A 24,874-nucleotide genomic window follows, 5' to 3' on the forward strand; every position below is an offset into this window, starting at 1 on the left:
CGTCGCCGGCGGGTCTATCGATGGTGTTAAACCCCATCCGCCCGTTTGCCCGTCCCTTTCGGTCCACCCCTAGACTGAACGTCCGGCAGGTGGCTACACGCTCGAAAGGCGCCCCCGTGTCCATCGGCAACTCCCCATCAGACGACCGGCCTTCCGTCGGTCGAGCCATCCAGCAGGCCCGTATCGACGCGCGGCTGACCGTCGAAGAGGTCAGTTCGTCGACACGGGTGCGCATCCCCCTCGTGCACGCGATCGAGCAGGACGACTTCTCGCGTTGCGGCGGCGACGTCTATGCCCGGGGGCATATCCGTGCGCTCGCCCGCGCCGTCCACCTCGATCCCGGGCCGCTGGTCGACCAGTTCGACACCGAGCACGGCGGCAGGCCCGAGCCGACTCCGGCCGCGCCGCTCTTCGAGGCCGAACGGATCCGTCCCGAGCGGCGCCGCCCCAACTGGACCGCCGCGATGGTCGCCGCGATCGTCGCGGTCATCGGTTTCGTCGGCTTCACGCTGTTCAGCGACGGACAGAAAGGCGGCGGCATCCCGGTGGCCGGCGGTGACACCAACGCCGAGAAGCCGACGCCGCAGCCGAACACCACCGCACCCACCGACCAGTCCAGGCCCACCACGGAGCCCGAGCCGTCGGACAGCGCCATCGCCGGGCTGCCCAAGGACAAGGTGACGATCAAGGTCACCGCACGCGACGGCCAGAGCTGGATTTCGGCCAAGGACTCCAACGGCAAGCTCCTGGAGGACGGCCTCCTCAAGCAGGGCGATTCCAAGACCTTCACCGACAAGGAACGCATCGACCTGGTACTCGGCAACGCCGGTGTCGTGCAGCTCTACGTCAATGGCAAGGAAGTCAAGCAGGTCGGCGACAAGGGTTCGGTCGAGCGGCTGAGCTACACGCCGGGAGACCCGCAGGCGGGCTGAGGCCGGGCGGCGCGGCGGGTCCGCGGCCCTTGAGGTCCGCCCCTGTATCGGCGGGGGCGGACCTGCACGCGAGGGGCGCGGCCGGGACGAAGTAGGCTGAGCACCATGCCCGAACGCCGTACCGTCGCCCTTGTCACTCTTGGCTGCGCCCGTAACGAGGTGGACTCGGAGGAGCTCGCAGGCCGCCTGGCAGCGGACGGCTGGGACCTCGTCGAGGACGCCGCCGATGCCGATGTCGCCGTCGTCAACACCTGTGGATTCGTCGAGGCCGCCAAGAAGGACTCCGTCGACGCCCTCCTCGAAGCCAACGATCTGAAGGATCACGGCAAGACCCAGGCCGTGGTCGCCGTCGGCTGTATGGCCGAGCGCTACGGCAAGGAGCTGGCCACGGCCCTGCCCGAGGCCGACGGCGTGCTCGGCTTCGACGACTACAGCGACATCTCCGACCGCCTCCAGACCATCCTCAACGGCGGCATCCACGCCTCGCACACCCCGCGCGACCGGCGCAAGCTGCTGCCGATCAGCCCCGCCGAGCGGCAGGCCGCCGACGTGGCGCTGCCGGGCCACGCGCAGGACACCCCGCCGGAGGATCTGCCGGAGGGCCTGGCACCCGCCTCCGGGCCGCGTGCGCCGCTGCGCCGCCGGCTGGGCAGCAATCCGGTGGCGTCCGTGAAGCTGGCCTCCGGGTGTGACCGGCGCTGCTCGTTCTGCGCCATCCCGTCCTTCCGCGGCTCCTTCATCTCCCGCCGGCCGTCCGACGTGCTCGGCGAGACCCGCTGGCTGGCCGAGCAGGGCGTCAAGGAGATCATGCTGGTCTCCGAGAACAACACGTCCTACGGCAAGGACCTCGGCGACATCCGCCTGCTGGAGACGCTGCTGCCGGAGCTGGCCGCGGTGGACGGCATCGAGCGGATCCGCGTCAGCTACCTCCAGCCCGCCGAGATGCGGCCGGGGCTGATCGACGTGCTGACCGGCACCGACAAGGTGGCGCCCTACTTCGACCTGTCGTTCCAGCACTCGGCGCCCGGCGTGCTGCGCGCGATGCGGCGCTTCGGTGACACCGACCGCTTCCTGGAGTTGCTGGAACAGATCCGGGCCAAGGCGCCCGAGGCGGGTGCCAGGTCGAACTTCATCGTCGGCTTCCCCGGCGAGAGCGAGGCCGACCTCGCCGAGCTGGAACGCTTCATCAGTGAGGCCGGACTGGATGCCATCGGCGTCTTCGGGTACTCCGACGAGGACGGCACGGAAGCCGCCTCGTACGCGGACAAGGTCGATCCTGACGTGGTCGCCGAGCGGCTCGCGCGGGTGTCACGGCTGGCCGATGAGCTGACGGCGCAGCGCGCCGAGGAGCGGGTGGGCAGCACCGTCCGGGTGCTGGTCGACCGGACCGACGACGAGGACGGTGTCGTCGGGCGGGCCGCGCACCAGGCGCCGGAGACCGACGGGGTCACCCTGCTGTCGACCAGCCAGGAGCTGGCGCCCGGTCGTATGGTCGAAGCGAAGGTGGTCGCGAGCGAGGGTGTGGATCTCGTGGCCGAGGTGCTGTCGGTGGAGGGTGCGGCGTATCCCGAGGAGGCGGCCAGATGAGCGGAGTCCCGGCTTCCGCAACCGGCGGGCCGCGCTCGGCGTCGGCCGTCCGGCAGGCCGGGCTGTGGAACATCGCCAACGTCCTGACGATGCTGCGGCTGGTGCTGGTACCGGCCTTCGTACTGCTGCTGATGCACGACGACGGCCATGACCCGGCCTGGCGCGCGTTCGCCTGGGCCGCGTTCGCCGTCGCCATGATCACCGACGTCTTCGACGGGCATCTGGCACGCGCGTACAACCTCGTCACCGACTTCGGGAAGATCGCCGACCCGATAGCCGACAAGGCGATCATGGGCGCCGCGCTGATCTGCCTTTCGGTCCTCGGTGACCTGCCGTGGTGGGTGACCGGCGTGATCCTCTTCCGCGAGCTGGGCATCACGCTGATGCGGTTCTGGGTGATCAAACACGGCGTGATTCCGGCCAGTCGTGGCGGCAAAATCAAGACATTGGCGCAGGGCACCGCCGTCGGGATGTACGTCCTCGTGCTCACCGGCCCGCTGGCGACCTTCCGCGCGTGGGTGATGGCGGTGGCCGTGCTGCTGACGGTGGTGACCGGCCTGGACTACGTGCGCCAGGCCGTTGTGCTGCGCAGGGACGGCCTGGCCAAGGAGCGCGCGGCGCGGGACGCCGTACGGTGACCGGGCCGGCGGGTGGTGCGGCGGCCGGTGTGCTGGCGCTGCTCGCCGGGCGCGGGCAGACCGTGGCGGCGGCCGAGTCGCTGACGGGCGGGCTGGTCGCGGCCGAGCTGACCGCGGTTCCCGGCGCCTCGCGGGTCGTACGGGGCTCGGTGACCGCGTACGCCACCGACGTCAAGCAGGCGGTCCTGGGTGTGGACGGCGCGCTGCTGGCCGCGCGCGGTGCGGTGGACGCCGAGGTCGCCCGGCAGATGGCGTGCGGCGTGCGGCGCGTGCTGGACGCCGACTGGGGAATCGCCACCACAGGGGTGGCAGGCCCCGACCCGCAGGACGGGCAGCCCGTGGGCACCGTCCATGTCGCCGTGTGCGGCCCCGAGGGCACGGTGCGGGCGCGGCGGCTGGCGCTGGAGGGTGACCGCGAGCGGATCCGCCGGGACAGCGTCGCGGCCTCCCTCGCCCTGCTGCTGAGCGAACTGACAGAAAATGCGGGGGCACAGGATACGGAACAACACGGGGGGAATGGATGTTTGCAGCCCTGAGTGAACACGAACTCACGCCCGGCACGGCTGCGGTCCGAGGCGGTACGGTGGGGCGAGAAGGATCCGGATCCGAGGTCCGAGGAGGGAGCCAGCGATGATTCTGCTTCGTCGCCTGCTGGGTGACGTGCTGCGCCGACAGCGTCAGCGCCAAGGCCGCACCCTGCGCGAGGTCTCTTCCTCCGCCCGGGTGTCGCTCGGCTATTTGTCCGAGGTCGAGCGGGGGCAGAAAGAGGCGTCGTCCGAACTGCTCTCGTCGATCTGTGACGCGCTGGATGTGCGCATGTCCGAGCTGATGCGTGAGGTCAGCGACGAGCTGGCGCTCGCCGAACTGGCACAGTCCGCGGCTGCGACCGACCCGGTGCCCGCACCGGTGCGGCCCACGTTCAACTCCGTTTCCGTCGCGTCCCTGACGGGTGTGCCGGAAGATCGCGTGACCATCAAGGCTCCGGCGGACGTCGTGGACGTCGTCGCCGCCTGACGCAGAGCTGTAGAGCACCGAAGCCCCGCACGGCAGCAGCCGGGCGGGGCTTCGTGCTGTCCGGGGCCGGGCGCCGGTGCCGGTGTACGCGAGGCCCGCTGCCCGAGTGGACGGCTCGACTGCTCGGAGTGCACCCATCGTTTATACGATGGGCAAATCTGCACATTCCTGAACACTTCGGCCTGCTGTCCGCTCCGGGTGTTCGTCCGAACAGGAGTAGCTGGATGTCTGTGGTCAAGAGCACGCTGTCCGAAGCCGACCGCTCCGTCGTCGGAGATGCACTCCAGGGAGCCCTGGTCGACCTCGTGGACCTCTCCCTGGTGGCCAAGCAGGTGCACTGGAACGTCGTCGGCCCGCGGTTCCGTTCCATCCATCTCCAGCTCGACGAGGTGGTCACCACCGCGCGGACGCACGCGGACACGGTCGCCGAGCGGGCGGCGGCGATCGGGGTGACGCCGGACGGCCGGGCCATCACCGTCGCCAAGACGACCGGCATCAAGGAAGTGCCCGACGGCTGGATCAAGGACGTCGACGCGGTCTCGACGCTGGTCGCGGCCCTGAGCGCGGTCATCGGGCGGATGCGGCAGCGGATCGGCGCGACCGATGCGCCCGACCCGGTCACCCAGGACATCCTCATCGGCCTCACCCGCGACCTGGAGAAGCACCACTGGATGTTCCAGGCCGAATCCCACTGACGGCCCGCGGGCCGCAGGCCGGGGCCCGGACGGGCCCGGGGACGCAGGGTGCGCGCCGGGAATGCCCCGATGCGCCCTCCCATGGGGTGGTTGGGTCCGTCTAGGGTCTGCCCTTTGAGCCCGACCCGACCCGAACGACAGACCCTGGCGTCGGCCTGAGGAGGCAGCGATGAGAGGGCACGGCGGTGGGAGGCGCGACCCGGCCGACCGGAGTCGCGGCGGTCGCATATCCGGCGCCCCGGTGCGCCCGCGCGCCGGGGCGGGCAGCCGGGCCGCCGCGGTGCTCGTCGGCCTGCTGTGGTGGTGGGCCGTGCTGCGGCTGACGCTGTGGCCCGCGTCGGCGGGGCCCGTCGAGGGCGCGGTGACGGCGGGCGGCTGGGGGCTGAGCCTGCTGCCGGTGCACTGCGTGCCGTGGACGGGGCGGCGGTCCCGGGCAGGGCCCCGCGCGCCCGGGGCGGGACCGCCGGAACGGAGCGGCGGCGGGACATGGGACGGCGCGGTGCGGGCGGTGCTCACCAGGGCATGGCGACGCCACCGTTCGGGCGGAGGATCTGGCCGGTCGTGAAGGCGGCGGCGTCCGACGCCAGATGCAGTACGGCCTGCGCGACGTCCGCCGCCTCGCCCACCCGGCCCAGGGGAGACATCCGGGCCATGGGGTGCTCGGCCTGCTGCTGCGCGTCGGCGGTGTGCCGGGCGGTCATCGGCGTACGGATCCAGCCGGGCGCCACGGCGTTGACCCGGATGCCGTGGCGGCCGACCTCGGTGGCGAGCGTCTTGGTGAGCTGGATGACGGCGGCCTTCGACGCGCCGTAACTGAGCAGGCCGGGTGCGCCGGTGTCGACCGCGCCGGAGGCCATGGTGACGATGCTGCCGCCGGTCCCGGTGGCGATCATGACGCGGGCGGCCTCCTGGCAACTGTGCAGCACACCCTTGAAGTTGATGTTCCAGACCCGGTCCAGGTCCGCTTCCTCGGTCTCCAGGACGGCCGCGCTGTGCATGACCCCGGCGATCGCGGCGAGCACATCGAGCCGTCCGGTGCTGCGAACGGCCGCGTCGACGACGGCCGCGACCTGGTCGCGCGAGGTGACATCGACGTGGTGTGCGCGGGCGGTGGCGCCGGTCGCGGTGAGGGCCGCCGCGGTGGCGCGGACGCCGCGCTCGTCGAGATCCGCGCAGTGCACGGCGGCGCCGGCTTCGGCGAGCAGGGTGGCTGTGGCGCGTCCGATGCCGCTCGCCGCTCCGGTGACGAGCGCGGTGCGGCCGGTGAGGTCGTACGCCGTGACGGGCATGAGGTGAGGGTAGGGAAATGGCTGACGGAGCGTCAATTGGTGGGTGGGGGTGGATCGGTGGTGTGTGGGCCGGGGTCGGGGTCCGGCTGGCAGGACGGGCACCAGTAGGTGAGGCGGGCTTCGGCCGCCGGGCCCTGCTCCGCGCTGCGCACGGTCGTCCCGCAGCGGGCGCACGGCCGGCCGGCCCGACCGTAGACCCACAGGCGCCGGTCGGGGCGGGCGCTGGCGGTGGTGACGCGTGCCGTGCGGTTCTTGTTGGCCTCCAGGAGCTTCTTGGCCAGCTCGGGAGCGCGCCATGGATCGGGGAGGCGGTCGGCGGGCAGCCAGGGCGAGGCGCGCAGCAGGAAGCACAGCTCGGATACGTAGACATTGCCGAGGCCCGCGAGGGTGCGCTGGTCGCGCAGCGCCTCGCCGAGCGGGCGGCCCGGCGTGGCGAGCAGTCTGCGCAGTGCTTCGGCCGCGTCCCAGTCGGGGCCGAGGAGGTCGGGGCCGAGATGGCCGACGACCCGGGACTCGTCCGAGGTGCGCAGCAGGTCGAGGACGGGCAGGCGGTAGCCGACCGCGGTGTGCTCCGCGGTGCCCAGTACCGCCCTGATCTGGTGGGCGGGGCCGCCGCGCCAGCGCTCTCCGGCGGCGTAGACCTGCCAGGCGCCGTCCATCCGCAGGTGCGAGTGCAGGGTGAGGCCGCCCTCGACGCGGGTCAGGAGGTGTTTGCCGCGTGAGCGCACCTCCTGGACGGTGCGGCCTGACAGGTCGGCCGTCGCGAGGCGGGGCACCCGCAGGTCGCACCGGGTCAGCGTCCGGCCCGCCAGGGCGTCGTGCAGCCGCCGGGCGGTGCGCCAGACCGTGTCACCTTCGGGCATGGCATCCATGATGCCGGGATGCCGGGATGCCGGGAGGGGGCGCGGTCGGCGGTGGGTGCGGCGGGCGGCCTTGGCGTGCGGGGGCGCCCGGCGCTCGGTCAGCCGCGCAGGCGCAGGCCGCGCGGGGTGGGGTGGAAGCCGGCGTTCTCCAGCAGGGGGGCGAAGGGGGAGGACAGGGCGGAGGTGCCGTTGATCCGCTCGGTGGTGATCGTGCCGACGGCGCCGGCGTGGGCGGCGGTGGTCAGCGCTTCCACCGCCTGCCGCAGCCGTATGTCGGAGGGCGGGGTCGCGTCCTGGGACAGGGGCCACAGCAGCAGGGTCTTGCCGCCGCGCTCCATGTAGAGGGCCAGTTCGCCGTCCACCAGGACGACGAGGGAGCCCGCCTTGCGGCCCGGTTTGTGGGTCGACCCCTCGGGCGGATCGGGCCACGGGAGCGCGGCGCCGTAGGCGTTGGCCGGGTCGGCGGCGGCCAGCACGACGGCCCGCTGCGGGTCGTCGGGGCGGGTGCCGCGGCCGGCATCGGGCGCCGGGGCGGCGTCGCCCGCCGTACGGTCGCGCCGGGCGCTCACCGCGCGCAGCCGGTCGACCGCGCCGTCCATCGCGAACTGGGCGGCGCCCAAGCCCTCGACGACGTACCCGCGGCGGGCCTGGCCGGTCTCCTCGAACACCGCCAGCACGCGGTAGGCGGCCGAGAACCCGCCCTCGACACCCTCGGCGGCGACCGCGCCCCGGGTGACGATGCCGTGCCGGTCCAGGAGCGCGCGGGCCAGGGCGTGGGCGCGGTGGGTGGGATCCGTCTCGGGCGCGGGCAGCAGGGACCACCGGCCGCCGACCGTCGGCGGTCCTGAGCGCGAGGCGGTGGGGCGGCCGGTACGGCCGGTGGCCGCGGTCAGCGAGCCGTACCGGCCGCGCGGGACGGCGCGGCGGGCGCGGTGAGCGGTGGCACCGGCCGTACGGCCCGAACCCAGGAGCGAGCGCAGGGGGGCGAGCGTGTCGTTGGTGAGGCGGCCCGACCAGGCCAGCTCCCACAGGGCGTCGGCGAGCTGCGGGTCGGTGGCTTCGGGATGGGTGGTGGCGCGCACCTGGTCGGCGAGCTGGCGGAAGAACAGGCCGTAACCGGGTGCGAGCGCGGTCAGCACGGACGCGTGCAGCGCGGAGAGTTCGAGGGGGAGCGGCGGCGGGAGCAACAGGGGCGCGGTGTCGGCGAGATGGAGCGAGAGCCAGCCGTCCTTGCCGGGCAGCGCGCCCGCTCCGGCCCACAACACCTCGCCGGTGGAGGTCAGTTCGTCCAGCATCGCGGGGGTGTAGTCGGCGACGCGAGACGGCAGGACGAGCTTCTCCAGGGCCGACGCGGGCACCGGCGCGCCCTGGAGCTGCTCGACGGCGCGCACCAGGCCGTCGATCCCGCGCAGACCGGGCGCCGGGGCGCCGGAAGCCGGCCTGCCGCCCACGGACGGGGCGGGGCGCGGGGCGCCGACATGCTGCCACTGGGGGAGGAAGGCGGCCAGCGCGGCGGGCGGCACCGGCTCCAGCTCCTCGCGCAGGGCGGCGAGCGAACGGCGGCGCAGCCGGCGCAGCACCTGGGCGTCGCACCACTCCTGGCCGGTGCCGTACACGGGCGCGGCGTCCTGCGCCTCCGGCGACGACGGATGCGCCACCGGCGGGCGGAACTCGCCCTGGACGAGGCGTCCGGCGGCGGCCAGGCGGTGCAGGGCGCCGTCGGTGACGGCGGTGCCCAGGCCGAAGCGGGCGGCGGCCTGTTCGGAGGTGAACGGGCCGTGGGTGCGGGCGTACCGGGAGAGGAGATCGCCGAGCGGGTCCTTGACCGGTTCGGTGAACGACTCCGGGATGCCCACCGGGAGCGCGGTGCCCAGGGCGTCCCGCAGGCGCCCGGAGTCCTCGACGGCCGCCCAGTGGTCGGCGCCCGCGATGCGCACCGGGATCGCGCGGCGGGCCGCGGCCAGCTCCCGGGGCCAGGCGGGATCGGCGCCCCGTGCGGCGAGTTCGGCGTCGGTCAGCGGGCCGAGCAGGCGCAGCAGGTCGGCGACCGACTCGGGGTCCTTGGCGCGCCGGTCGTCCGTGAGCCACTGCAGCTCCCGTTCGAGCCCGGCCAGCACCTCGGGATCCAGCAGCTCCCGCAGCTCGGCCTGGCCGAGGAGTTCGGCGAGCAGCCGGGAGTCCAGGGAGAGCGCGGCGGCGCGGCGCTCGGCCAGCGGGGAGTCGCCTTCGTAGAGGAACTGGGCGACGTAGCCGAACAGCAACGAGCGGGCGAACGGGGACGGTTCGGGGGTGGTGACCTCCACCAGGCGGACCCGGCGGGCCTCGATGTCGCCCATCAGCTCCGTCAGGCCCGGTACGTCGAAGACGTCCTGGAGGCATTCGCGGACCGCCTCCAGGACGATCGGGAACGACCCGAACTCGCTCGCCACCTGGAGGAGTTGGGCGGCACGCTGACGCTGCTGCCACAGCGGGGTGCGCTTGCCGGGGCTGCGCCGCGGCAGCAGCAGGGCACGCGCAGCGCACTCCCGGAACCGGGAGGCGAACAGCGCCGAGCCGCCCACCTGGTCGGTGACCAGCTGGTCGATCTCGCCGTGCTCGAAGACGGTGTCGGCGGCGCCCACCGGGGACTGCTCGGGGTCGAACTCCGCGCCCGCAGCGGCCGGTCGGGCGCCGTCCGTGCCGGGCCCGTCGATGAGGTCGAGGCCCATCAGGTCGGCGTCGGGCAGCCGCAGCACGATGCCGTCGTCGGCGTGCATCACCTGGGCGTCCATGCCGTAGCGCTCGGACAGCCGGGCGCCGAGGGCGAGCGCCCAGGGGGCGTGCACCTGGGCGCCGAAGGGGGAGTGCACCACGATCCGCCAGTCGCCCAGCTCGTCACGGAACCGCTCCACGACGATCGTGCGGTCGTCCGGGACGTGGCCGCAGGCCAGCTTCTGCTCGGCGAGGTAGCCCAGGACGTTGCCGGCCGCCCAGTCGTCCAGGCCGGCGGCCTGCAACCGGGCACGCGCGTCGTCCGGAGCCAGCGAGCCGATCTCGCGGAGGAACGCGCCGAGCGCACGGCCCAGTTCGAGCGGGCGGCCCAGCTGGTCGCCCTTCCAGAACGGCAGGCGGCCCGGCACTCCCGGGGCGGGGGTGACCAGCACCCGGTCGCGGGTGATGTCCTCGATCCGCCAGGAGGTCGTGCCGAGCGTGAAGACGTCGCCGACGCGGGACTCGTAGACCATCTCCTCGTCCAGCTCGCCCACCCGTCGCCCGCCACCACCCCGAGAGGAGGCGCTTCGCGCCGCAGTGTCCGATGGTCGCCCGCCACCGCCCCCTTTACCGGAGTCGCTGCCCGCCAGGAAGACGCCGAACAGGCCGCGGTCGGGGATCGTGCCACCGGAGGTGACGGCGAGCCGCTGCGCCCCGGGGCGGCCGGTCACGGTCTGTGCGATGCGGTCCCACACCAGGCGTGGCCGCAGCTCGGCGAAGGCGTCCGACGGGTAGCGCCCGGCCAGCATGTCGAGCACCGAGGTGAAAGCCGACTCCGGGAGCGCGGCGAACGGGGCGGCGCGGCGCACCACGGCCAGCAGCTCCTCGACGTCCCAGGTGTCCATCGCCGTCATCGCGACGATCTGCTGGGCGAGGACGTCCAGCGGATTGGCCGGTACCCGCAGCGCCTCGATCGCACCGGCACGCATCCGCTCGGTGACCACGGCGGCCTGCACCAGATCGCCGCGGTACTTCGGGAAGACGATGCCCGTCGACACCGCGCCCACCTGGTGGCCGGCCCGGCCCACCCGCTGGAGGCCGGACGCCACCGACGGCGGCGACTCCACCTGGACCACCAGGTCGACCGCGCCCATGTCGATGCCGAGCTCCAGGCTGGAGGTGGCGACGACGGCCGGCAGCCGGCCCGCCTTGAGGTCCTCCTCCACCTGGGCGCGCTGCTCCTTGGAGACCGAGCCGTGATGGGCGCGGGCCAGCACCGCGGGCGCGCCCTTGGCGGCGCCGGACTCGGCCATCAGCTCGGCGGGGGAGTGGTGCTCGGGCAGCGGCTCGCCCGTCGCGCGTTCGTAGGCGATTTCGTTGAGCCTGTTGCACAGACGCTCGGCCAGGCGGCGGGAGTTGGCGAAGACGATCGTGGAGCGGTGCGCCTGGACCAGATCGGCGATCTTCTCCTCGACCTGCGGCCAGATGGACGGCTTCTGCCCGCTCTCCCCCTCCTGGACAGGCGAGCCGCCCAGCTCGCCCATGTCCTCCACCGGGACGACCACCGACAGGTCGAACCGCTTCCCCGACGGCGGCTGCACGATCTCCACCCGGCGCCGCGGCGACAGATAGCGGGCCACCTCCTCCACCGGCCGTACCGTCGCCGACAGGCCGATCCGGCGGGCCGGGCGCGGCAGCAGTTCGTCCAGCCGCTCCAGGGACAGCGCCAGGTGCGCGCCGCGCTTCGTGCCCGCCACGGCGTGCACCTCGTCCAGGATCACCGTCTCGACGCCGGCCAGCGCCTCCCGGGCGGACGACGTCAGCATCAGGAACAGCGACTCGGGCGTCGTGATCAGAATGTCCGGCGGGCGGGTGGCGAGCGAACGGCGCTCGGCGGGCGGGGTGTCCCCGGAGCGGATGCCCACGGTGAGGTCGGGTTCGGGCAGCCCGAGCCGGACCGCCTCCTGGCGGATGCCGGTCAGCGGGCTGCGCAGATTGCGCTCGACGTCGACGGCCAGCGCCTTCATCGGGGAGACGTACAGCACCCGGCAGCGCTTCTTCGGCTCGGCGGGCGGCGGCTCGCTCGCCAGCGCGTCCAGCGAGGCGAGGAAGGCGGCGAGCGTCTTGCCCGAGCCCGTCGGCGCCACCACCAGGACGTCCGACCCCTCGCCGATCGCACGCCAGGCGCCCTCCTGCGCCGCGGTGGGCGCGCTGAAGGCTCCCGTGAACCAGCCGCGGGTCGCGGGGGAGAACGAGTCGAGCGCTGCCTTCGCCATGTCCCCCATCGTGCACCGCACCACTGACAACGCGGCCCGCGCCGCCCGCCGCACCGCCCCGCGCGCGCCGCGTCCACGGTACGGACGCGCAGGCCACCGGCCGGACGGGCGGACGCAGAATGGCGCCATGGTCACCTGCGGCGGACACGGCACGGCCGCGGACGGCGGGCCCCAGGCCGCCGCGCCGCGGGCGCACGGCGAATGGGCACGGCACTGGCGGTGCGCCGGGCTCCCCGGCCTCGACCTGCTGCGCGCCCGCTACGTGGGGCACGCCTTCCCCCGCCACTCCCACGACGGCTTCGTCGTCGCCGTCGTCACCGGAGGGATCGAAGAGGTCGGGCTGTCCGGTGGCGCCGTACGGGCCGGGCACGGCGGCGTCATCATGCTCAACCCGGAGGTGCCGCACAGCGCACGCGCCGGGGAGCGCGAGGGCTGGTCGTACGACACGCTCTACCCCTCCGCGCGGCTCGTCGCCGAAGTCGCCCGGGAGACGACCGGACTGCGCGGCGCCCCCGGGTTCGCCGAGACCGTCGCCGACGCGCCCCGGACCGGCCGGCTGATCACCGAGGTGCACCGGGCGGCCGAGGCGGGCGACGTGCTCACCGCCGACAGCCTGCTGAGGGTGGCGCTCGCCCGGCTGCTGCGCCGCTACGGAGGCCCGCTGCCGGTCCGCGCGCCTCGTACGGCGGGCGCCGGCGCCGCGGCCCGCGCCAAGGACCTCCTGGAGCAGCGGATGACCCGCCCGCCGTCCCTGGAGCACCTGGCCCGCGAGGTCGGCAGCAGCCCGTTCGCGCTGCTGCGCGCCTTCAAGGCCGCCTACGGGATGCCGCCGCACACCTGGCTCACCGATGCCCGGGTACGCCGCGCTCGCGCCCTCCTGGAGCGGGGCACCGCACCGGCCGAGACCGCCGTGGCCGTCGGCTTCGCCGACCAGCCGCACCTCAACCGGCACTTCACCCGGATCGTCGGGGTGCCGCCCGGCGCCTACCGGCGGGAACGGGCCGCCCGCCCCCGCGGGTGAGGCGCCTGCCGGGCCGCGCAAGAACGTACAAGACCGGGCCCGCGGGCGCCGCCTAGCGTCCCGGACGTGGCTGAACAGACAGAGATGCCCAGAGCGGAACCGGCCGCTCCACCGGGGCGGCCCGTTCCCGCCCCCGCAGACCCCGACGGCCCCGCCAAGCCGGACTCCGCCGTCATCAGGGACGCCCTCGGTGTCGGCGTCGCCGTCGGGCTCTCCGGCTTCGCCTTCGGCGTCACCTCCGCGGGCGCCGGCATCGGCCTGTTGCAGACCTGCGCGCTGAGCCTGCTGGTCTTCACCGGAGCCTCGCAGTTCGCCCTGGTCGGCGCGCTCGCCGCGGGCGGCAACCCGCTCACCGCCGCGGCCGGCGCGTTCTTCCTCGGCACCCGCAACGCCTTCTACGGGCTGCGCCTCTCGGCGCTCCTCGGCCACCGGCCCGCCGTACGGCCGCTCGCCGCGCACTGGATCATCGACGAGACCGCGGCCGTCACCCTCGCCCAGCCCGACCGGCGCAGCGCCAGGCTCGGCTTCACCGTCACCGGTCTCACGCTCTACCTGCTGTGGAACGTCACCACGCTGGTCGGTGCCCTGGGCGCAGGGGCGCTCGGCGACACCGGGGCCTGGGGCCTGGACGCGGCTGCCCCCGCCGTCTTCCTGGCACTGCTCGCCCCGATGCTCAAGAGCGGCGCGGAGCGGGCCACGGCGGGCCTCGCCGTGCTGCTCGTGATGGTGACCCTGCCGCTGCTGCCCACGGGCGTGCCGGTGCTCCTGTCGGCGCTCGCCGCCCCGGCGGTCCTGATGGTCCGAGGGCGGCGGGACCGCACCCGGGGACGGGCCCACGACAACGGGGACGGCCGGACGGCCCCGGAGGAGGACCGGACATGAACACCTGGATCGCGATCGGCGCCACCGCCGTCGGCTGCTACCTGCTCAAGTACCTCGGCCTGCTGGCGCCTTCAGGGCTGCTGGAGCGCCCCCGGGTCAAGCGGTTGGCGGCGCTGCTCCCGGTGGCGCTGCTGGCCGCCCTCACCGCGCAGCAGACGTTCAGCGACGGGCGGTACCTGCTGCTCGACGCCAAGGCGGCGGGGGTGGCGGCGGCTGCCCTGGCGCTCGTCCTGCGGGCGCCGTTCCTCCTGGTCGTCGCGGTCGCGGTGGCCGTCACGGCCGGGGTGCGGGCCCTGGGCGGCTGACGGCGGGGAGGCGACGGGCGGCCGACGGGGCCCTGGGGCCCACCGGGGCTCCCGCTTCCTCCGGGAGGCCGGGAGGCCGGGCCCCGGCCCGCCCCGTCAGCCGATGTCCCGCCCGTAGGCGCGCAGGGTCAGCAGCGCCCGGAGCGTGACCATCGGGCGGCACTCCAGGGCCGTTCCCGGCGCCCAGAGGCGCCAGTTGACCGGCCAGCCGCCGTCCTCCTGCTGGAGCGAGGCGAGATGGCCGAGCGCCCGGTCGAGTTCCGCGTCCGTGAACCAACTGCGGGCCCACGAGCCCGGTGTGGCCGCGTAGTCGTACGCGAAATGGTGCTCCCCGGGGGCGTACCCCTCGGGCACCGCGGTCCGGTCCGCCCGCGCCGGATCCAGCACGACCAGGCCGCGGTCCCGCACCAGCGTGCCCAGACGGCGGGCCGCGGCGGCGGCACGCGGGCGGTCGGGGGCGCCGTCCAGGAAGGCCACCGCTGCCCTGACCTCGTACGGGTGGGTCTCCTCCAGCGACTCCACCGCCGCCCAGCAGTAGTCGGTGGCCCGGAACAGCCAGGCGTGCCAGGCGTCGTTGCGGTGCAGCGTGCCCACCACGGGGCCGGTGGCCAGCAGGGAGCTGGGCGGGTCGTCGACCACCGGGATCCAGGGGGCCGCCGGATAGCCGCGCAGCGAGGGGTGCAGCGCGGGCAGTGCGCCCTCCGGTGTCGAAATGTGCGTCAGATAGCGGCAGATGCGCTCGATGTGCCGGCTGTCGCAGCGCCCGATGCGGTCCAGGACGTCCAGGGCGTGCGCGGTGTGCAGCGGCTGGCTGACCGGGCCGCGCAGATCGGGCTCCAGCGCGTGGCCGTAGCCGTCGTCGTCGTTGCGGTACGCGGCGAGCGCGGTCTCGACCGGCCCGGCGTCGCCGTTGCGGAAGTGGTAGGCGAAGAGCCGCTGTTCGAGCACCCGGGCGGTGAGCCAGACGAAGCGCTCCGCTCGGGCCAGGGGGGTCGGCGATGGGCTTACATTTTCGGCCATGGCCCGACGGTAAGGCCGGTTCACGGTGGTGACACCGGCTCCGGTGCCGGTGCCCTCCCAGGGCGGGACGCGGAGGGCTCGTGGTTGACGTCCTGGGAGCCGGACCGTGCGCGCGGGAGGAAGTGCGGGGACGGGCGTCGGCCCGATGGCCGTAATGCGGCCATGTGGAGTTGGCTGTGGTATGCGGAGGGCGGGGCTGCGGGCTGCGCGCCGGGGGCATGGCGGGGCATGCGGTGCGGGAACTGGACGATGACGCTTCATCGAGCCGCGTCTGCGCAGCGGATACCCGGGAGCCGGTGATGACTCGGTACTGTGCCTACTCGGGGTGGGGTCCTTACAGGCCCGGGTAATTTCGGCCCTTTCGGCGAAATTTCAATGACGTACTCGGTGGCTCGGAACGGCGCATGAAAAAGTCCCGCCGGTTTTTTTAATGGCGCTTTGCCTACGCCAAAAACAAGACAAAAACGTTGACACTCGAACTGCGGCTTCGTACCGTTTTCCCTCGTACGGGGGCGTATCTTCATGCATGCGCGGCATGCCCTGTGCAGTCGGCGATTACGACGCACGGACGGATCAGGCAATGGATTCTCGTATGTCACGCTCGCCGCGGCTGCCCGAGAACGGTGGTGGCGTCGGCCAGGAAGCGGCCGGGCCCCCATTGACCCGACGTGAGATCGAGGTTACTCAGGCGGTCGCGGCCGGGCTTTCGAATCGAAGAATAGGGCGGCAGCTCGGGATTTCCGAGTGCACCGTGAAAGTCCACATCCGGTCGATTTTCATCAAGCTGGACGTGTCCACGCGTACCGAAGCGGCGGTGCTCGCGCTGCGCGACGGGCACATCGCGATGCAGGCGCCGGCGGGCGACGCGTAGCGCCGGACGGCCGTCCCGGGCGGTGGCCCCACGGGCACAGCGGGGCGAGGGTGCCGAGCGCGCGCCCCGCGCCGCCCGCACACCAGGAGCCGGCTCGGGCGTGGTGGCGGCGTACATCCGACGGGCCGCGCGGCGTCGGCGGACCGTCCGAACCCCCGCCCCGCGGCGCCGAGTTGCACGCCCCTCTTGCAGCATACCGCCCGGTCTGCCACTCCCGGACGCCGATCCGTTGCCCAGCATTTAGCCGAGCTAATACCTCAGGACACTTTCGTCGCTGGACTCATCCCTGCGGACCGCCGAGCATGGATCCATGACGTCGACTCCGCCCCCTCACGCCGCGGTCCGGGCTGCCACCGAAGGCCCGGTCGGGGCCTGGGGCGTCGGTGGCCGCGCGGAAAAGGGGGCCGGCTCCCCGTGTGCGGGAGCCGGCCCCTGGGCTGCCGTGAAGGCGTGCGGGTGGCATGGGCGGTTGGTGACTCAGACGGGCGGTATGACACCCGCCTGTAGCGCGGTGATGGCGGCCTGGGTGCGCGAGGCCACCCGGAGCTTGGTGAAGATGGACCGGATATGGGCTTTGACGGTGTGCTCGGAAATCCGCAACTCGCGGCCTATCCTGCGGTTTGACATTCCTTTTACAATCGCCGTCAGAACTTGGACTTCGCGATCTGTCAACTTTGCGTGGGGGGTGCGCTGCTGGCTGAGTGTCATCCTCTGCGCACCAACGAGGGCCGGGTTAATGCATGGGATATTCCATTGGGTGACATATTCCCTGCGACCTTCTGGTGTCAGGTCAACGAGTGGCTCAATGGCTATCAAAACTATACAACATTGGAACCGGCTATGATGGTTCACGTGTCGAATATGTCGACTCCGTGCGGAATCGCATCGTGCGGACCCGCCCGCCGCGAACACCGGTTGCCCTTCCTCTTCTTCTCCGGGCGGCCGTGTCTGGACTTCGCGGCGACGAGAGGCGGCTGCGGAGACCGTGACGCCGAACGCATCGGCACCGCGGACCGCCTGACGCGGTGGGGGATCGAAGCGGGACTGCTCCCGGACGACGGCGGGACAAGGGGGGCCACGGAGCGCATCGCGCAGGAGGCGCGCGGTCTGCGCGAGTCCCTCTACCGCGCCGTGTGGGCCAAGATGGACGGCGGCATCCCGCGCCGCGCCGACGTCGCGGAGGTCAACGGCTGGGCGCGGTCCACACCGCTGCCGCTGGCGCTGAGCGCCGACGGGCGGAGCCGGGTGTGGGCGGGCACGGAGACGGTGACCGGCATGCTCGCCTCGCTGGCCCGGGACGCGGTGGAACTGCTCACCGACGCCGACCCCGCCCGGCTGCGCGAATGTGCGGGGGAGACCTGCATGGTCGTCTTCCTCGACCAGTCCCGTACGAACAGCCGGCGGTGGTGCTCGATGGACCTGTGCGGCAACAGAGAGAAGAAGTCGAGCCTCAAGCGGCGCCACTCCGGCGTGCGTTGACGGTCGCTTGCCGCCCCCAAGGCGTGACGGACGGGTCGGCGTGACACCACGGCGACCCGTCCGTCACGCCTAGGGCGCTTCTGACGGATCTCCGCGGCGTCGCGGCGCCTGGCACGCACGCTCGCGGCGTTGCCGCAATGCCCCCATAGCTCCGCTATGAAGACATCCCGGCGCCTTGCGATCGCACGCACCAGACGCCGCTCCTTCCTCCACGGAGATCCGTCAGAAGCGCCCTAGTACTCGCGATCTACGACGAGGAGGCGACTGTCGCGGCCGGTCCCGGCAGCCCACTCTTGAGTTCGTGATCGCTACGGAAGCACGGAGATTTTCCTGTCTGGGCCCCGGAGGGGCGTTCACCGGGCTTGCGCTGCGCGGCCTCCTGGCGTCCTCCGGCACACCGCCCACACCGCCGGTACCTGCCGCGACGGCCGCGGCTGAGGCGCCCGTGCCGGAAGCCGCCGCCGGACGCCACGGCCTGACCGGACCCGCCCACGGGACACCGGGCCGCAGGGCCGCCACCCGCTCCGCCGCCACCCGCTCCGTGCCGGTCACCTGCACCACCGGCACCGACGGCACCCCGCGCAGTGCCTCCGCACACCTTCGAACCACCTCTGAATGAGGGGCCCGAAACGTCTATGGACACCTGGATGAACCACCGGTCCACCGCCGCCCCGTGGCGCGCTCTGCCCGCTGCCCAGCAGCCCGAATGGCCCGACCGGGAGGCACTCGACGCGGTCATCGCCCGGCTCGCCGGGCAGCCCCCGCTGGTCTTCGCCGCGGAGTGCGACGCGCTCCGCCACCGGCTCGCGGACGTCGCCCGCGGCGAGGCGTTCCTGCTCCAAGGGGGCGACTGCGCCGAGGTGTTCGACGGCGCGGGCTCCCGGGGCGTACCGGGCAAGGTCGAGACGCTGCTCCAGATGGCGGTCGTGCTCACCTACGCCGCGTCGACACCCGTCGTCCCCGTCGGCCGGATCGCCGGCCAGTACGCCAAGCCGCGCTCCAGCCCGACCGAGACGCGCGACGGCGTGACGCTGCCCTCGTACCGCGGCGACTGCATCAACGGACACGAGTTCACCGCCGAGGCGCGCACCCCCGACCCGCAGCGGCTGGGGAGGATGTACGAGAGCTCGGCGGCGACCTTGAACCTGATCCGCGCGCTGACCGCGAGCGGCCACGCCGGCCTGCACCAAGCCCACGCCTGGAACCGCGAGTTCGTGCTCCGCTCACCGATCGGCGAACGCTACGAGCACCTGCTCGGCGAGATCGAGGCCGCGCTCGGCTTCATCCGCGCCTACGGCCTCGACCGGTCCGCGGGCAGCCGCCCGCCGGAGTTCTACGCCAGCCACGAAGCGCTGCTCCTGGACTACGAATCGGCCCTGGTGCGCACCGATACGCGAACCGGAAGGCCGTACGCCGGATCCGGTCACCTGTTGTGGATCGGGGAGCGCACCCGCCAACTGGACGGCGCGCACATCGCCTTCGCCGCCGGCATCGGCAACCCCATCGCCGTCAAACTCGGCCCGACCGCCCGCCCCGAGGACGCGCTGGCCCTCGTCGAACGGCTCGACCCGTACCGCGAGCCGGGACGACTCACCTTCCTCACCCGTATGGGCAAGGACCGCATACGGGACGTCCTGCCGCCCCTCGTCGACGCGGTGACCCGCAGCGGCGCCCGCGTCGCCTGGGTCTGCGACCCGATGCACGGCAACACCTTCGAGGCGCCCACCGGGCACAAGACCCGCCACTTCGACGACATCGTCGACGAGGTGACCGGCTTCTTCGAGGTCCACCGGGCACTCGGCACCCACCCCGGTGGCATCCATGTCGAACTCACCGGCGACGCCGTCACCGAATGCCTGGGTGGCGGCGACGACGTGGCCCCCGAAGACCTGCACCTGCGCTACGAGACCTCCTGCGACCCCAGGCTCAACCGCCGCCAGTCGATGGATCTCGCCTTCCACGTCGCCCAGTTGTACCGCGAGCAGGCCCGGCCGCCGCACCCACAGGAGGACACATGCGATACCACTACGAGGACTTCCCCGCCGGCCGCACTCACGACCTCGGCCGGGAGCGCCTGACCGCGGACGACATCACCGGCTACGCGCGCCGCTACGACCCGATGCCCTTCCACCTCAGCGAGGAGACGGCCCGCCATTCCCCCTTCGGAGGGCTGGTGGCCAGCGGCTGGCACACGGGCGCCGTGGTGATGGGCCGGTTCGTCCGCACCCTGCTGGCCGACTCCGCGTGCCAGGGGTCGTACGGCATGGACGAGGTCAGGTTCATGCAACCGGTGCGCCCCGGCGACGAGTTGGCGGCACGCGCGGAGGTCGAGGCGGCCGAACCGCACCACAAGCGGCCCGGCATCGGCGTGGTGAGCTTCCTGGTCACCGCAGCCAACCAGGACGGCGCGCAGGTCTACCGGATGCGGACGCGGCTGCTCTTCGCCCGCCGCACCGCCGCCACGGCCACCGGCTCCGCGCACGCAGAGCAGGGCGCGACGTGACCGGGCCGCTGCGCGCGGCCGACGTGCCGGAGATCCGGGCCGAGCTGACCGCCTGGCTGGCGGATGCCGGCGGCGCCCACTGGGGGCGCGAGTTCGCCCTCCGGAGCGCCGCCGAACTGCCGCAGGAGTACCGGTCCGACCCGTACGGGGCCGCCGCCGCCCTCGCGCACCGCGCCGCCGCGGGACTGCGGGACGCCGAGATGTACTACGTGGCGGGCGAGATGGCGCAGCTGGCTGCGGCGGCCGGCGAGCGGCTGCCCGCCTACCGGCTGCACCACGAGGAACTGCCCGCCGAGCGCGGACTGCTGATCTGGGAAGTCCCCTGCGCCGTCCACCGGACGGGCCCCCTACGGGTTCCGGTGCGCGCGGCGTCGTGGGCGCCGCACGGCAGCGGCGTCGAAGTCATCCTGTGGGGCCTGACCGACGACTGGATCGCCGAACAGGAACGCGTCTCACGGGTGTCGGGCAACCGGCTGCGCGCCCAGCTCCCGGCGCTGGACCGGATAGCCTCCGGCGTCCTGCCGTACGGGCAGCCGCCCCGCTGGCTCGGACCGGCCGGATGGGAATCCGAGCAGGACCACGACTGGCACGCCCGCGCCGAGCGCACCGTGCTGGCCACCTGGCTGCTGATGGGGCAGCAGACCCTCGTCCACGCGTCCCGGACGCAGGCACCCCGCTCCGCCGTCCGCCGCATCCGACGGCTTGACCCCGGCGTGCCGACCCGGATCACCTCCGTCCAGCTGCGCCGCGCCATGGCCGACGGGCAGCCTTCCGGGGCGCGGGAGCGGCGCGGGCACCACCACCGGTGGATGGTCCGCGGGCACTGGCGCAAGCAGTGGCTGCCCGCGCGCGAGGCGCACCGCCCGGTGTGGGTGTCGCAGCACGTCAGGGGCCCGCTGGGCGCGCCGCTGCTGGGCGCGGAGCGGGTCGGCGTCCTGCGGCACTGACGGGTACCCGGAGGAAGGCGGCGGCCGTGCCCGTACGGGGGCCGTCGCCTCCGTGCCCCCGGGAGAGGCGAAGGCTCTACTGTGCGTACGTATCCGCACCGCATGCCCGAGGAGGGCGCACGAAGTGGCGCCGCCATGGATGCTTGATGCGGCGGGGACGGGAGTCCCCGGAACGCCCTGCCGGTCGCGCAGGGGCGGAAAATACAGAAAACGTGCAGTTCAGAGCGGGTACGGAGCGGAATTCATGCGGTTGACGGTCTTCTGGGAGCGAATGGCGGACCACTTCGGAGCGGCGTACGCCGACTCGTTCGCCCGCGATCACGTGATGTCCGGGCTCGGCGGCCGGACCGTCCAGGAGGCGCTGGCCGCGGGGTGGAGCGCCAAGGACGTGTGGCGGGTGGTCTGCGCCACGATGGACGTGCCGGAGAGCAAGCGGTGAGCGCCCCGATGCGGCGCACACCCGGCGGAGATCCGGGGTACGGCGGAGACTGCAGGACCCGTGCGCGAGACTGGCTCCGTGCCCGCGACTGAAGACACGACCAGCAACGACGACCGACGGCCCCCGGAGGCGACCGGTGCGCGGATGCCGCGCTGGCTGCCGCGTGCCATGGTGCTCGCGCTCGCCCTGGTGGCCTGCTTCCAGCTCGCCAGCTGGGGGTTCCACCAACTGATCAACCTGCTCCTGAACATCCTGATCGCGTTCTTCCTGGCGCTGGCCGTCGAGCCCGCGGTGGACTGGATGGCGCACCGCGGGGTGCGCCGCGGCTTGGCCACCGGCCTGGTCTTCTGCGGCATCCTCGTCGCCGCCGCCGGCTTCTTCGCGCTCCTCGGGTCGATGCTGGCCGGCCAGATCGCCAAGATGGTCGAGGAGTTCCCGCAGTACCTGGACGACGTCATCAGCTGGGTGAACGGCACCTTCCACACCCACCTCTCGCGCCTTGAGGTGCAGAACAACCTCCTCAAGTCCGACTGGCTCCAGAAGTACGTCCAGGACAGCGCCAACAACGTCCTCGCGGTGTCGGGCCAGGTGCTCGGCAGCCTGTTCAACCTCCTGTCGGTGGCACTGTTCTCGTTCTACTTCGCGGCCGACGGCCCGCGGCTGCGCCGTGCCCTGTGCTCGGTGCTCCCGCCGAGCCGCCAGACGGAGGTGCTGCGCGCCTGGGAGATCGCCGTCGCCAAGACCGGCGGCTACCTCTACTCCCGCGGCCTGATGGCGCTGATCTCCGGCGTCGCGCACTACGTCCTGCTGGAGATCCTGGGGGTGCCCTACGCCCCGGCGCTCGGCATGTGGGTCGGCCTCGTCTCCCAGTTCATCCCGACCATCGGCACGTACCTGGCGGGCGCCCTGCCCATCCTGATCGCGTTCACCGTCGACCCCTGGTACGCGCTGTGGGTGTTCGGCTTCGTCGTGATCTACCAGCAGTTCGAGAACTACCTCCTGCAACCCCGGATCACCGCGCGGACGGTGGACATCCACCCCGCCGTCGCCTTCGGCTCGGTCGTCGCGGGCACCGCCCTGCTGGGCGCGGTCGGCGCGCTGATCGCGATCCCGGCGACCGCGACCCTGCAGGCGTTCCTGAGCGCGTACGTCAAGCGCTACGAGGTCACCGACGATCCGCGGGTGCACGGCAGGGGCCGGCGCGGCGCCGCGGCCCTGGCGCGGGTGCGGCGCACCCTGCACGACCGCCATCCGTCCACGCATCCGAAGGACCGGGAGGCGGACGGGGGCGGGGACCGGGGCGAGGGCGGCGGCTCCGGTGGTGACGGCCGCTCCGGCGGGCCGGACGACCGCTGAGCGGGCGCGCGGCCGGGCGGGTGTGCCGCCTGGGGCGATGCGCTTGACACCAAAATCGAACATCCATTCTTATGGAGATCCGACCCGTGTGCTGGAGCATTGCCGCGGAGTTATCCACAGGTCGGAGCCGGGTCCGGGCGCATTGTCAGTGGCAGGCGTTAGCGTCATGGACGTGAAGCGATCGACTCAAGCAAATCGGGTGGAACCCATGGCAGGCACTGACCGCGAGAAGGCGCTCGACGCCGCGCTCGCACAGATTGAACGGCAATTCGGCAAGGGCGCCGTGATGCGCATGGGGGAGCGGCCGAACGAACCCATCGAGGTCATCCCCACCGGATCGACCGCGCTCGACGTGGCGCTGGGTGTCGGCGGCATCCCTCGTGGCCGCGTCGTCGAGGTCTACGGCCCGGAGTCCTCCGGTAAGACGACCCTGACCCTGCACGCGGTGGCCAACGCCCAGAAGGCCGGCGGCTCGGTGGCGTTCATCGACGCCGAGCACGCGCTCGACCCCGAGTACGCCAAGAAGCTCGGCGTGGACACGGACGCCCTGATCCTGTCCCAGCCGGACAACGGCGAGCAGGCGCTGGAGATCACGGACATGCTGGTCCGTTCCGGCGCGCTCGACCTCATCGTCATCGACTCCGTCGCCGCCCTGGTGCCGCGGGCCGAGATCGAGGGCGAGATGGGCGACTCCCACGTCGGTCTCCAGGCCCGGCTGATGAGCCAGGCCCTGCGCAAGATCACCAGCGCGCTCAACCAGTCCAAGACCACCGCGATCTTCATCAACCAGCTCCGCGAGAAGATCGGCGTGATGTTCGGCTCGCCGGAGACCACGACCGGTGGCCGTGCGCTGAAGTTCTACGCCTCGGTGCGTATCGACATCCGCCGCATCGAGACCCTCAAGGACGGCACGGACGCGGTCGGCAACCGCACCCGCTGCAAGGTGGTCAAGAACAAGGTGGCCCCGCCCTTCAAGCAGGCCGAGTTCGACATCCTCTACGGCCAGGGCATCAGCCGCGAGGGCGGCCTGATCGACATGGGTGTGGAGCACGGCTTCATCCGCAAGTCCGGTGCCTGGTACACGTACGAGGGCGACCAGCTCGGCCAGGGCAAGGAGAACGCCCGCAACTTCCTCAAGGACAACCCGGACCTCGCCAACGAGGTGGAGAGGAAGATCAAGGAGAAGCTGGGCATCGGCGTCAAGCCGCAGGAACCGGGGGCGGAGCCCGGCGCGGACGCGGCAGCCGCGAGCGAGCCCGCCAAGACGGTTCCGGCGCCGGCCGCCAAGGGCGCCAAGGCTTCCAAGGCCGCCGCGGCCAAGAGCTAGCCCGTCATGACGCGGCGAACGGACTGGTCCGGCAGCGAGGACGGCTACGGCCGTGCTGCGGACGACGCCGAGAACCGTAGAGGCCGCGGAGGCCGTGAGGACAGCGGTGGTCCCTCCTCGTCGGGGGACGGGACGGGACCACCGCGCACACCCGAAGAGCAGGCACGGGCGATATGCCTGCGCCTGCTCACCGGCGCCGCGCGCACCCGCAGCCAGCTCGCGGACGCCCTGCGCAAACGGGACATCCCCGAGGACGTGGCGGACGCGGTGCTGTCCCGCTACGTGGAGGTCGGCCTCATCGACGACGCGGCCTTCGCCGACGCCTGGGTGGAGTCCCGCCACCACGGCCGGGGCCTCGCCCGTCGCGCGCTCGCCCGCGAGCTGCGGACCAAGGGCGTGGAATCCGAGGTGATCGACGAGGCCGTCGGCCGCCTCGACTCCGAGCAGGAGGAGGCCACCGCCCGCGAACTGGTCGAGCGCAAACTGCGCACGACCAGAGGACTCGACCGCGACAAACGCCTGCGCCGGCTCGCCGGGATGCTGGCCCGCAAGGGGTACCCCCAGGGCCTCGCCCTGCGCGTCGTCCGGCAGGCCCTGGAGGACGAGGGCGAGGACCCGGAGCTGCTGGAGCAGTGGGCCCAGGACTAGGCACTGTTTCTCGGATCTCCTGGCGTGGACGGGGTGTTGGGGTCAGGCTGGCTGTATGGGCCGTGGGGATTTGACGAATGCGGAGTGGGAT

24 protein-coding genes are annotated in these 24,874 nt (G+C 72.9%); 19 read left to right on the forward strand and 5 right to left on the reverse strand.

From position 1 onward, the window contains the following. The first annotated feature begins 116 nt into the window (after window positions 1-116). From ACIBK8_RS34295 to ACIBK8_RS34325, 7 genes are all read left to right on the forward strand, one after another. On the forward strand, window positions 117-932 hold the full coding sequence (locus tag ACIBK8_RS34295) for a helix-turn-helix domain-containing protein (protein ID WP_399046439.1): 816 nt from the start codon (window positions 117-119) through the stop codon (window positions 930-932). A gap of 105 nt (window positions 933-1,037) precedes the next feature. After that, window positions 1,038-2,519 carry a 30S ribosomal protein S12 methylthiotransferase RimO gene (gene rimO / locus ACIBK8_RS34300; RefSeq protein ID WP_399046440.1) on the forward strand — a complete coding sequence of 494 codons (1,482 nt, stop codon included), beginning with the start codon at window positions 1,038-1,040 and terminating at the stop codon, window positions 2,517-2,519. Further along, window positions 2,516-3,157 carry a CDP-diacylglycerol--glycerol-3-phosphate 3-phosphatidyltransferase gene (gene pgsA, locus ACIBK8_RS34305; RefSeq protein WP_399046441.1) on the forward strand — a complete coding sequence of 214 codons (642 nt, stop codon included), beginning with the start codon at window positions 2,516-2,518 and terminating at the stop codon, window positions 3,155-3,157. The genes rimO and pgsA overlap by 4 nt, the downstream gene beginning before the upstream one ends. After that, a complete protein-coding gene (locus ACIBK8_RS34310; RefSeq protein ID WP_399046443.1) occupies window positions 3,154-3,693 on the forward strand; it encodes a CinA family protein in 540 nt (179 codons plus the stop codon). The genes pgsA and ACIBK8_RS34310 overlap by 4 nt, the downstream gene beginning before the upstream one ends. A 94-nt stretch (window positions 3,694-3,787) precedes the next feature. After that, a complete protein-coding gene (locus ACIBK8_RS34315) occupies window positions 3,788-4,171 on the forward strand; it encodes a helix-turn-helix domain-containing protein (RefSeq protein WP_393687047.1) in 384 nt (127 codons plus the stop codon). 224 nt (window positions 4,172-4,395) lie between these two features. Continuing rightward, a complete protein-coding gene (locus tag ACIBK8_RS34320) occupies window positions 4,396-4,866 on the forward strand; it encodes a Dps family protein (RefSeq protein ID WP_399046445.1) in 471 nt (156 codons plus the stop codon). Window positions 4,867-5,035: 169 nt separating this feature from the next. Next, window positions 5,036-5,431, forward strand: a complete 396-nt coding sequence (locus ACIBK8_RS34325; RefSeq protein ID WP_399046447.1) for a hypothetical protein — start codon at window positions 5,036-5,038, stop codon at window positions 5,429-5,431. Here ACIBK8_RS34325 and ACIBK8_RS34330 read toward each other — a convergent pair. From ACIBK8_RS34330 to ACIBK8_RS34340, 3 genes are all read right to left on the reverse strand, one after another. Continuing rightward, window positions 5,379-6,155 (reverse strand): SDR family NAD(P)-dependent oxidoreductase, encoded by a 777-nt coding sequence (locus ACIBK8_RS34330; RefSeq protein ID WP_399046448.1) that lies wholly within the window; start codon window positions 6,153-6,155, stop codon window positions 5,379-5,381. The genes ACIBK8_RS34325 and ACIBK8_RS34330 overlap by 53 nt on opposite strands. Window positions 6,156-6,187: 32 nt before the next feature. Beyond that, window positions 6,188-7,018 (reverse strand): Fpg/Nei family DNA glycosylase, encoded by an 831-nt coding sequence (locus ACIBK8_RS34335; protein ID WP_399046449.1) that lies wholly within the window; start codon window positions 7,016-7,018, stop codon window positions 6,188-6,190. Between the two features lie 98 nt (window positions 7,019-7,116). Further along, window positions 7,117-11,985, reverse strand: coding sequence for an ATP-dependent helicase (locus tag ACIBK8_RS34340; protein ID WP_399046451.1), 4,869 nt, complete (start codon window positions 11,983-11,985; stop codon window positions 7,117-7,119). 127 nt (window positions 11,986-12,112) lie between these two features. On the opposite strand from ACIBK8_RS34340, the gene ACIBK8_RS34345 reads away from it, so the two are divergent. From ACIBK8_RS34345 to ACIBK8_RS34355, 3 genes are all read left to right on the forward strand, one after another. Then, window positions 12,113-13,006: an AraC family transcriptional regulator gene (locus ACIBK8_RS34345; RefSeq protein WP_399046453.1), complete on the forward strand. Its 894-nt coding sequence runs from the start codon at window positions 12,113-12,115 to the stop codon at window positions 13,004-13,006. Window positions 13,007-13,072: 66 nt separating this feature from the next. After that, complete coding sequence (locus tag ACIBK8_RS34350; protein ID WP_399046454.1) at window positions 13,073-13,888, forward strand: AzlC family ABC transporter permease; 816 nt, start codon at window positions 13,073-13,075, stop codon at window positions 13,886-13,888. Beyond that, entirely contained in the window at window positions 13,885-14,193 is a 309-nt protein-coding gene (locus ACIBK8_RS34355) for an AzlD domain-containing protein (protein WP_399046456.1), read from the forward strand. Before ACIBK8_RS34350 ends, ACIBK8_RS34355 begins: the two co-directional genes overlap by 4 nt. 96 nt (window positions 14,194-14,289) lie before the next feature. On the opposite strand, the gene ACIBK8_RS34360 is transcribed toward ACIBK8_RS34355, so the two are convergent. Beyond that, window positions 14,290-15,213 carry a hypothetical protein gene (locus ACIBK8_RS34360; protein ID WP_399046457.1) on the reverse strand — a complete coding sequence of 308 codons (924 nt, stop codon included), beginning with the start codon at window positions 15,211-15,213 and terminating at the stop codon, window positions 14,290-14,292. Window positions 15,214-15,739: 526 nt separating this feature from the next. Between ACIBK8_RS34360 and ACIBK8_RS34365 the strand changes: the two genes are divergently transcribed. Continuing rightward, window positions 15,740-16,084: a response regulator transcription factor gene (locus tag ACIBK8_RS34365; RefSeq protein WP_399046458.1), complete on the forward strand. Its 345-nt coding sequence runs from the start codon at window positions 15,740-15,742 to the stop codon at window positions 16,082-16,084. A 477-nt stretch (window positions 16,085-16,561) separates the two neighbouring features. Here the strand turns inward: ACIBK8_RS34365 and ACIBK8_RS34370 are convergent, their stop codons facing one another. Then, the gene (locus tag ACIBK8_RS34370) at window positions 16,562-16,792 is read right to left on the reverse strand and encodes a response regulator transcription factor (protein WP_399046460.1); all 231 of its coding nucleotides are present in this window, start codon (window positions 16,790-16,792) and stop codon (window positions 16,562-16,564) included. Between the two features lie 153 nt (window positions 16,793-16,945). Between ACIBK8_RS34370 and ACIBK8_RS34375 the strand changes: the two genes are divergently transcribed. The 8 genes from ACIBK8_RS34375 to recX all read left to right on the forward strand — a co-directional run bounded on the left by ACIBK8_RS34375 (window position 16,946) and on the right by recX (window position 24,783). Then, the gene (locus ACIBK8_RS34375) at window positions 16,946-17,563 is read left to right on the forward strand and encodes a CGNR zinc finger domain-containing protein (protein WP_399046473.1); all 618 of its coding nucleotides are present in this window, start codon (window positions 16,946-16,948) and stop codon (window positions 17,561-17,563) included. Window positions 17,564-18,210: 647 nt separating this feature from the next. After that, window positions 18,211-19,641, forward strand: a complete 1,431-nt coding sequence (locus ACIBK8_RS34380; RefSeq protein ID WP_399046462.1) for a class II 3-deoxy-7-phosphoheptulonate synthase — start codon at window positions 18,211-18,213, stop codon at window positions 19,639-19,641. After that, window positions 19,578-20,066, forward strand: a complete 489-nt coding sequence (locus tag ACIBK8_RS34385; RefSeq protein WP_399046464.1) for a MaoC/PaaZ C-terminal domain-containing protein — start codon at window positions 19,578-19,580, stop codon at window positions 20,064-20,066. The genes ACIBK8_RS34380 and ACIBK8_RS34385 overlap by 64 nt, the downstream gene beginning before the upstream one ends. Beyond that, window positions 20,063-21,013, forward strand: coding sequence for a hypothetical protein (locus ACIBK8_RS34390; protein WP_399046466.1), 951 nt, complete (start codon window positions 20,063-20,065; stop codon window positions 21,011-21,013). The genes ACIBK8_RS34385 and ACIBK8_RS34390 overlap by 4 nt, the downstream gene beginning before the upstream one ends. Before the next feature lie 244 nt (window positions 21,014-21,257). Then, window positions 21,258-21,452 carry a DUF3046 domain-containing protein gene (locus ACIBK8_RS34395; protein ID WP_393687032.1) on the forward strand — a complete coding sequence of 65 codons (195 nt, stop codon included), beginning with the start codon at window positions 21,258-21,260 and terminating at the stop codon, window positions 21,450-21,452. A gap of 144 nt (window positions 21,453-21,596) precedes the next feature. Then, window positions 21,597-22,808: an AI-2E family transporter gene (locus ACIBK8_RS34400; protein WP_399046475.1), complete on the forward strand. Its 1,212-nt coding sequence runs from the start codon at window positions 21,597-21,599 to the stop codon at window positions 22,806-22,808. Window positions 22,809-23,016: 208 nt separating this feature from the next. Continuing rightward, window positions 23,017-24,135 carry a recombinase RecA gene (gene recA / locus ACIBK8_RS34405; protein WP_399046468.1) on the forward strand — a complete coding sequence of 373 codons (1,119 nt, stop codon included), beginning with the start codon at window positions 23,017-23,019 and terminating at the stop codon, window positions 24,133-24,135. A 6-nt stretch (window positions 24,136-24,141) separates the two neighbouring features. Further along, window positions 24,142-24,783: a recombination regulator RecX gene (recX, locus tag ACIBK8_RS34410; RefSeq protein ID WP_399046470.1), complete on the forward strand. Its 642-nt coding sequence runs from the start codon at window positions 24,142-24,144 to the stop codon at window positions 24,781-24,783. The last annotated feature ends 91 nt before the right edge of the window (window positions 24,784-24,874 follow it).

This window comes from Streptomyces sp. NPDC050161, assembly GCF_044460025.1.
Classification (GTDB): Bacteria; Actinomycetota; Actinomycetes; order Streptomycetales; family Streptomycetaceae; genus Streptomyces.

Bases quoted from the DNA above. Each gene is read 5' to 3' on its own strand.
- rimO (WP_399046440.1), top strand. From the start codon at position 1,038: ATGCCCGAACGCCGTACCGTCGCCCTTGTCACTCTTGGCTGCGCCCGT.
- pgsA (WP_399046441.1), top strand. From the start codon at position 2,516: ATGAGCGGAGTCCCGGCTTCCGCAACCGGCGGGCCGCGCTCGGCGTCG.
- ACIBK8_RS34315 (WP_393687047.1), top strand. From the start codon at position 3,788: ATGATTCTGCTTCGTCGCCTGCTGGGTGACGTGCTGCGCCGACAGCGT.
- ACIBK8_RS34320 (WP_399046445.1), top strand. From the start codon at position 4,396: ATGTCTGTGGTCAAGAGCACGCTGTCCGAAGCCGACCGCTCCGTCGTC.
- ACIBK8_RS34325 (WP_399046447.1), top strand. From the start codon at position 5,036: ATGAGAGGGCACGGCGGTGGGAGGCGCGACCCGGCCGACCGGAGTCGC.
- ACIBK8_RS34330 (WP_399046448.1), bottom strand. From the start codon at position 6,155: ATGCCCGTCACGGCGTACGACCTCACCGGCCGCACCGCGCTCGTCACC.
- ACIBK8_RS34335 (WP_399046449.1), bottom strand. From the start codon at position 7,018: ATGCCCGAAGGTGACACGGTCTGGCGCACCGCCCGGCGGCTGCACGAC.
- ACIBK8_RS34340 (WP_399046451.1), bottom strand. From the start codon at position 11,985: ATGGCGAAGGCAGCGCTCGACTCGTTCTCCCCCGCGACCCGCGGCTGG.
- ACIBK8_RS34345 (WP_399046453.1), top strand. From the start codon at position 12,113: ATGGTCACCTGCGGCGGACACGGCACGGCCGCGGACGGCGGGCCCCAG.
- ACIBK8_RS34355 (WP_399046456.1), top strand. From the start codon at position 13,885: ATGAACACCTGGATCGCGATCGGCGCCACCGCCGTCGGCTGCTACCTG.
- ACIBK8_RS34360 (WP_399046457.1), bottom strand. From the start codon at position 15,213: ATGGCCGAAAATGTAAGCCCATCGCCGACCCCCCTGGCCCGAGCGGAG.
- ACIBK8_RS34365 (WP_399046458.1), top strand. From the start codon at position 15,740: ATGCGCGGCATGCCCTGTGCAGTCGGCGATTACGACGCACGGACGGAT.
- ACIBK8_RS34370 (WP_399046460.1), bottom strand. From the start codon at position 16,792: ATGACACTCAGCCAGCAGCGCACCCCCCACGCAAAGTTGACAGATCGC.
- ACIBK8_RS34375 (WP_399046473.1), top strand. From the start codon at position 16,946: ATGTCGACTCCGTGCGGAATCGCATCGTGCGGACCCGCCCGCCGCGAA.
- ACIBK8_RS34380 (WP_399046462.1), top strand. From the start codon at position 18,211: ATGAACCACCGGTCCACCGCCGCCCCGTGGCGCGCTCTGCCCGCTGCC.
- ACIBK8_RS34385 (WP_399046464.1), top strand. From the start codon at position 19,578: ATGCGATACCACTACGAGGACTTCCCCGCCGGCCGCACTCACGACCTC.
- ACIBK8_RS34395 (WP_393687032.1), top strand. From the start codon at position 21,258: ATGCGGTTGACGGTCTTCTGGGAGCGAATGGCGGACCACTTCGGAGCG.
- ACIBK8_RS34400 (WP_399046475.1), top strand. From the start codon at position 21,597: ATGCCGCGCTGGCTGCCGCGTGCCATGGTGCTCGCGCTCGCCCTGGTG.
- recA (WP_399046468.1), top strand. From the start codon at position 23,017: ATGGCAGGCACTGACCGCGAGAAGGCGCTCGACGCCGCGCTCGCACAG.
- recX (WP_399046470.1), top strand. From the start codon at position 24,142: ATGACGCGGCGAACGGACTGGTCCGGCAGCGAGGACGGCTACGGCCGT.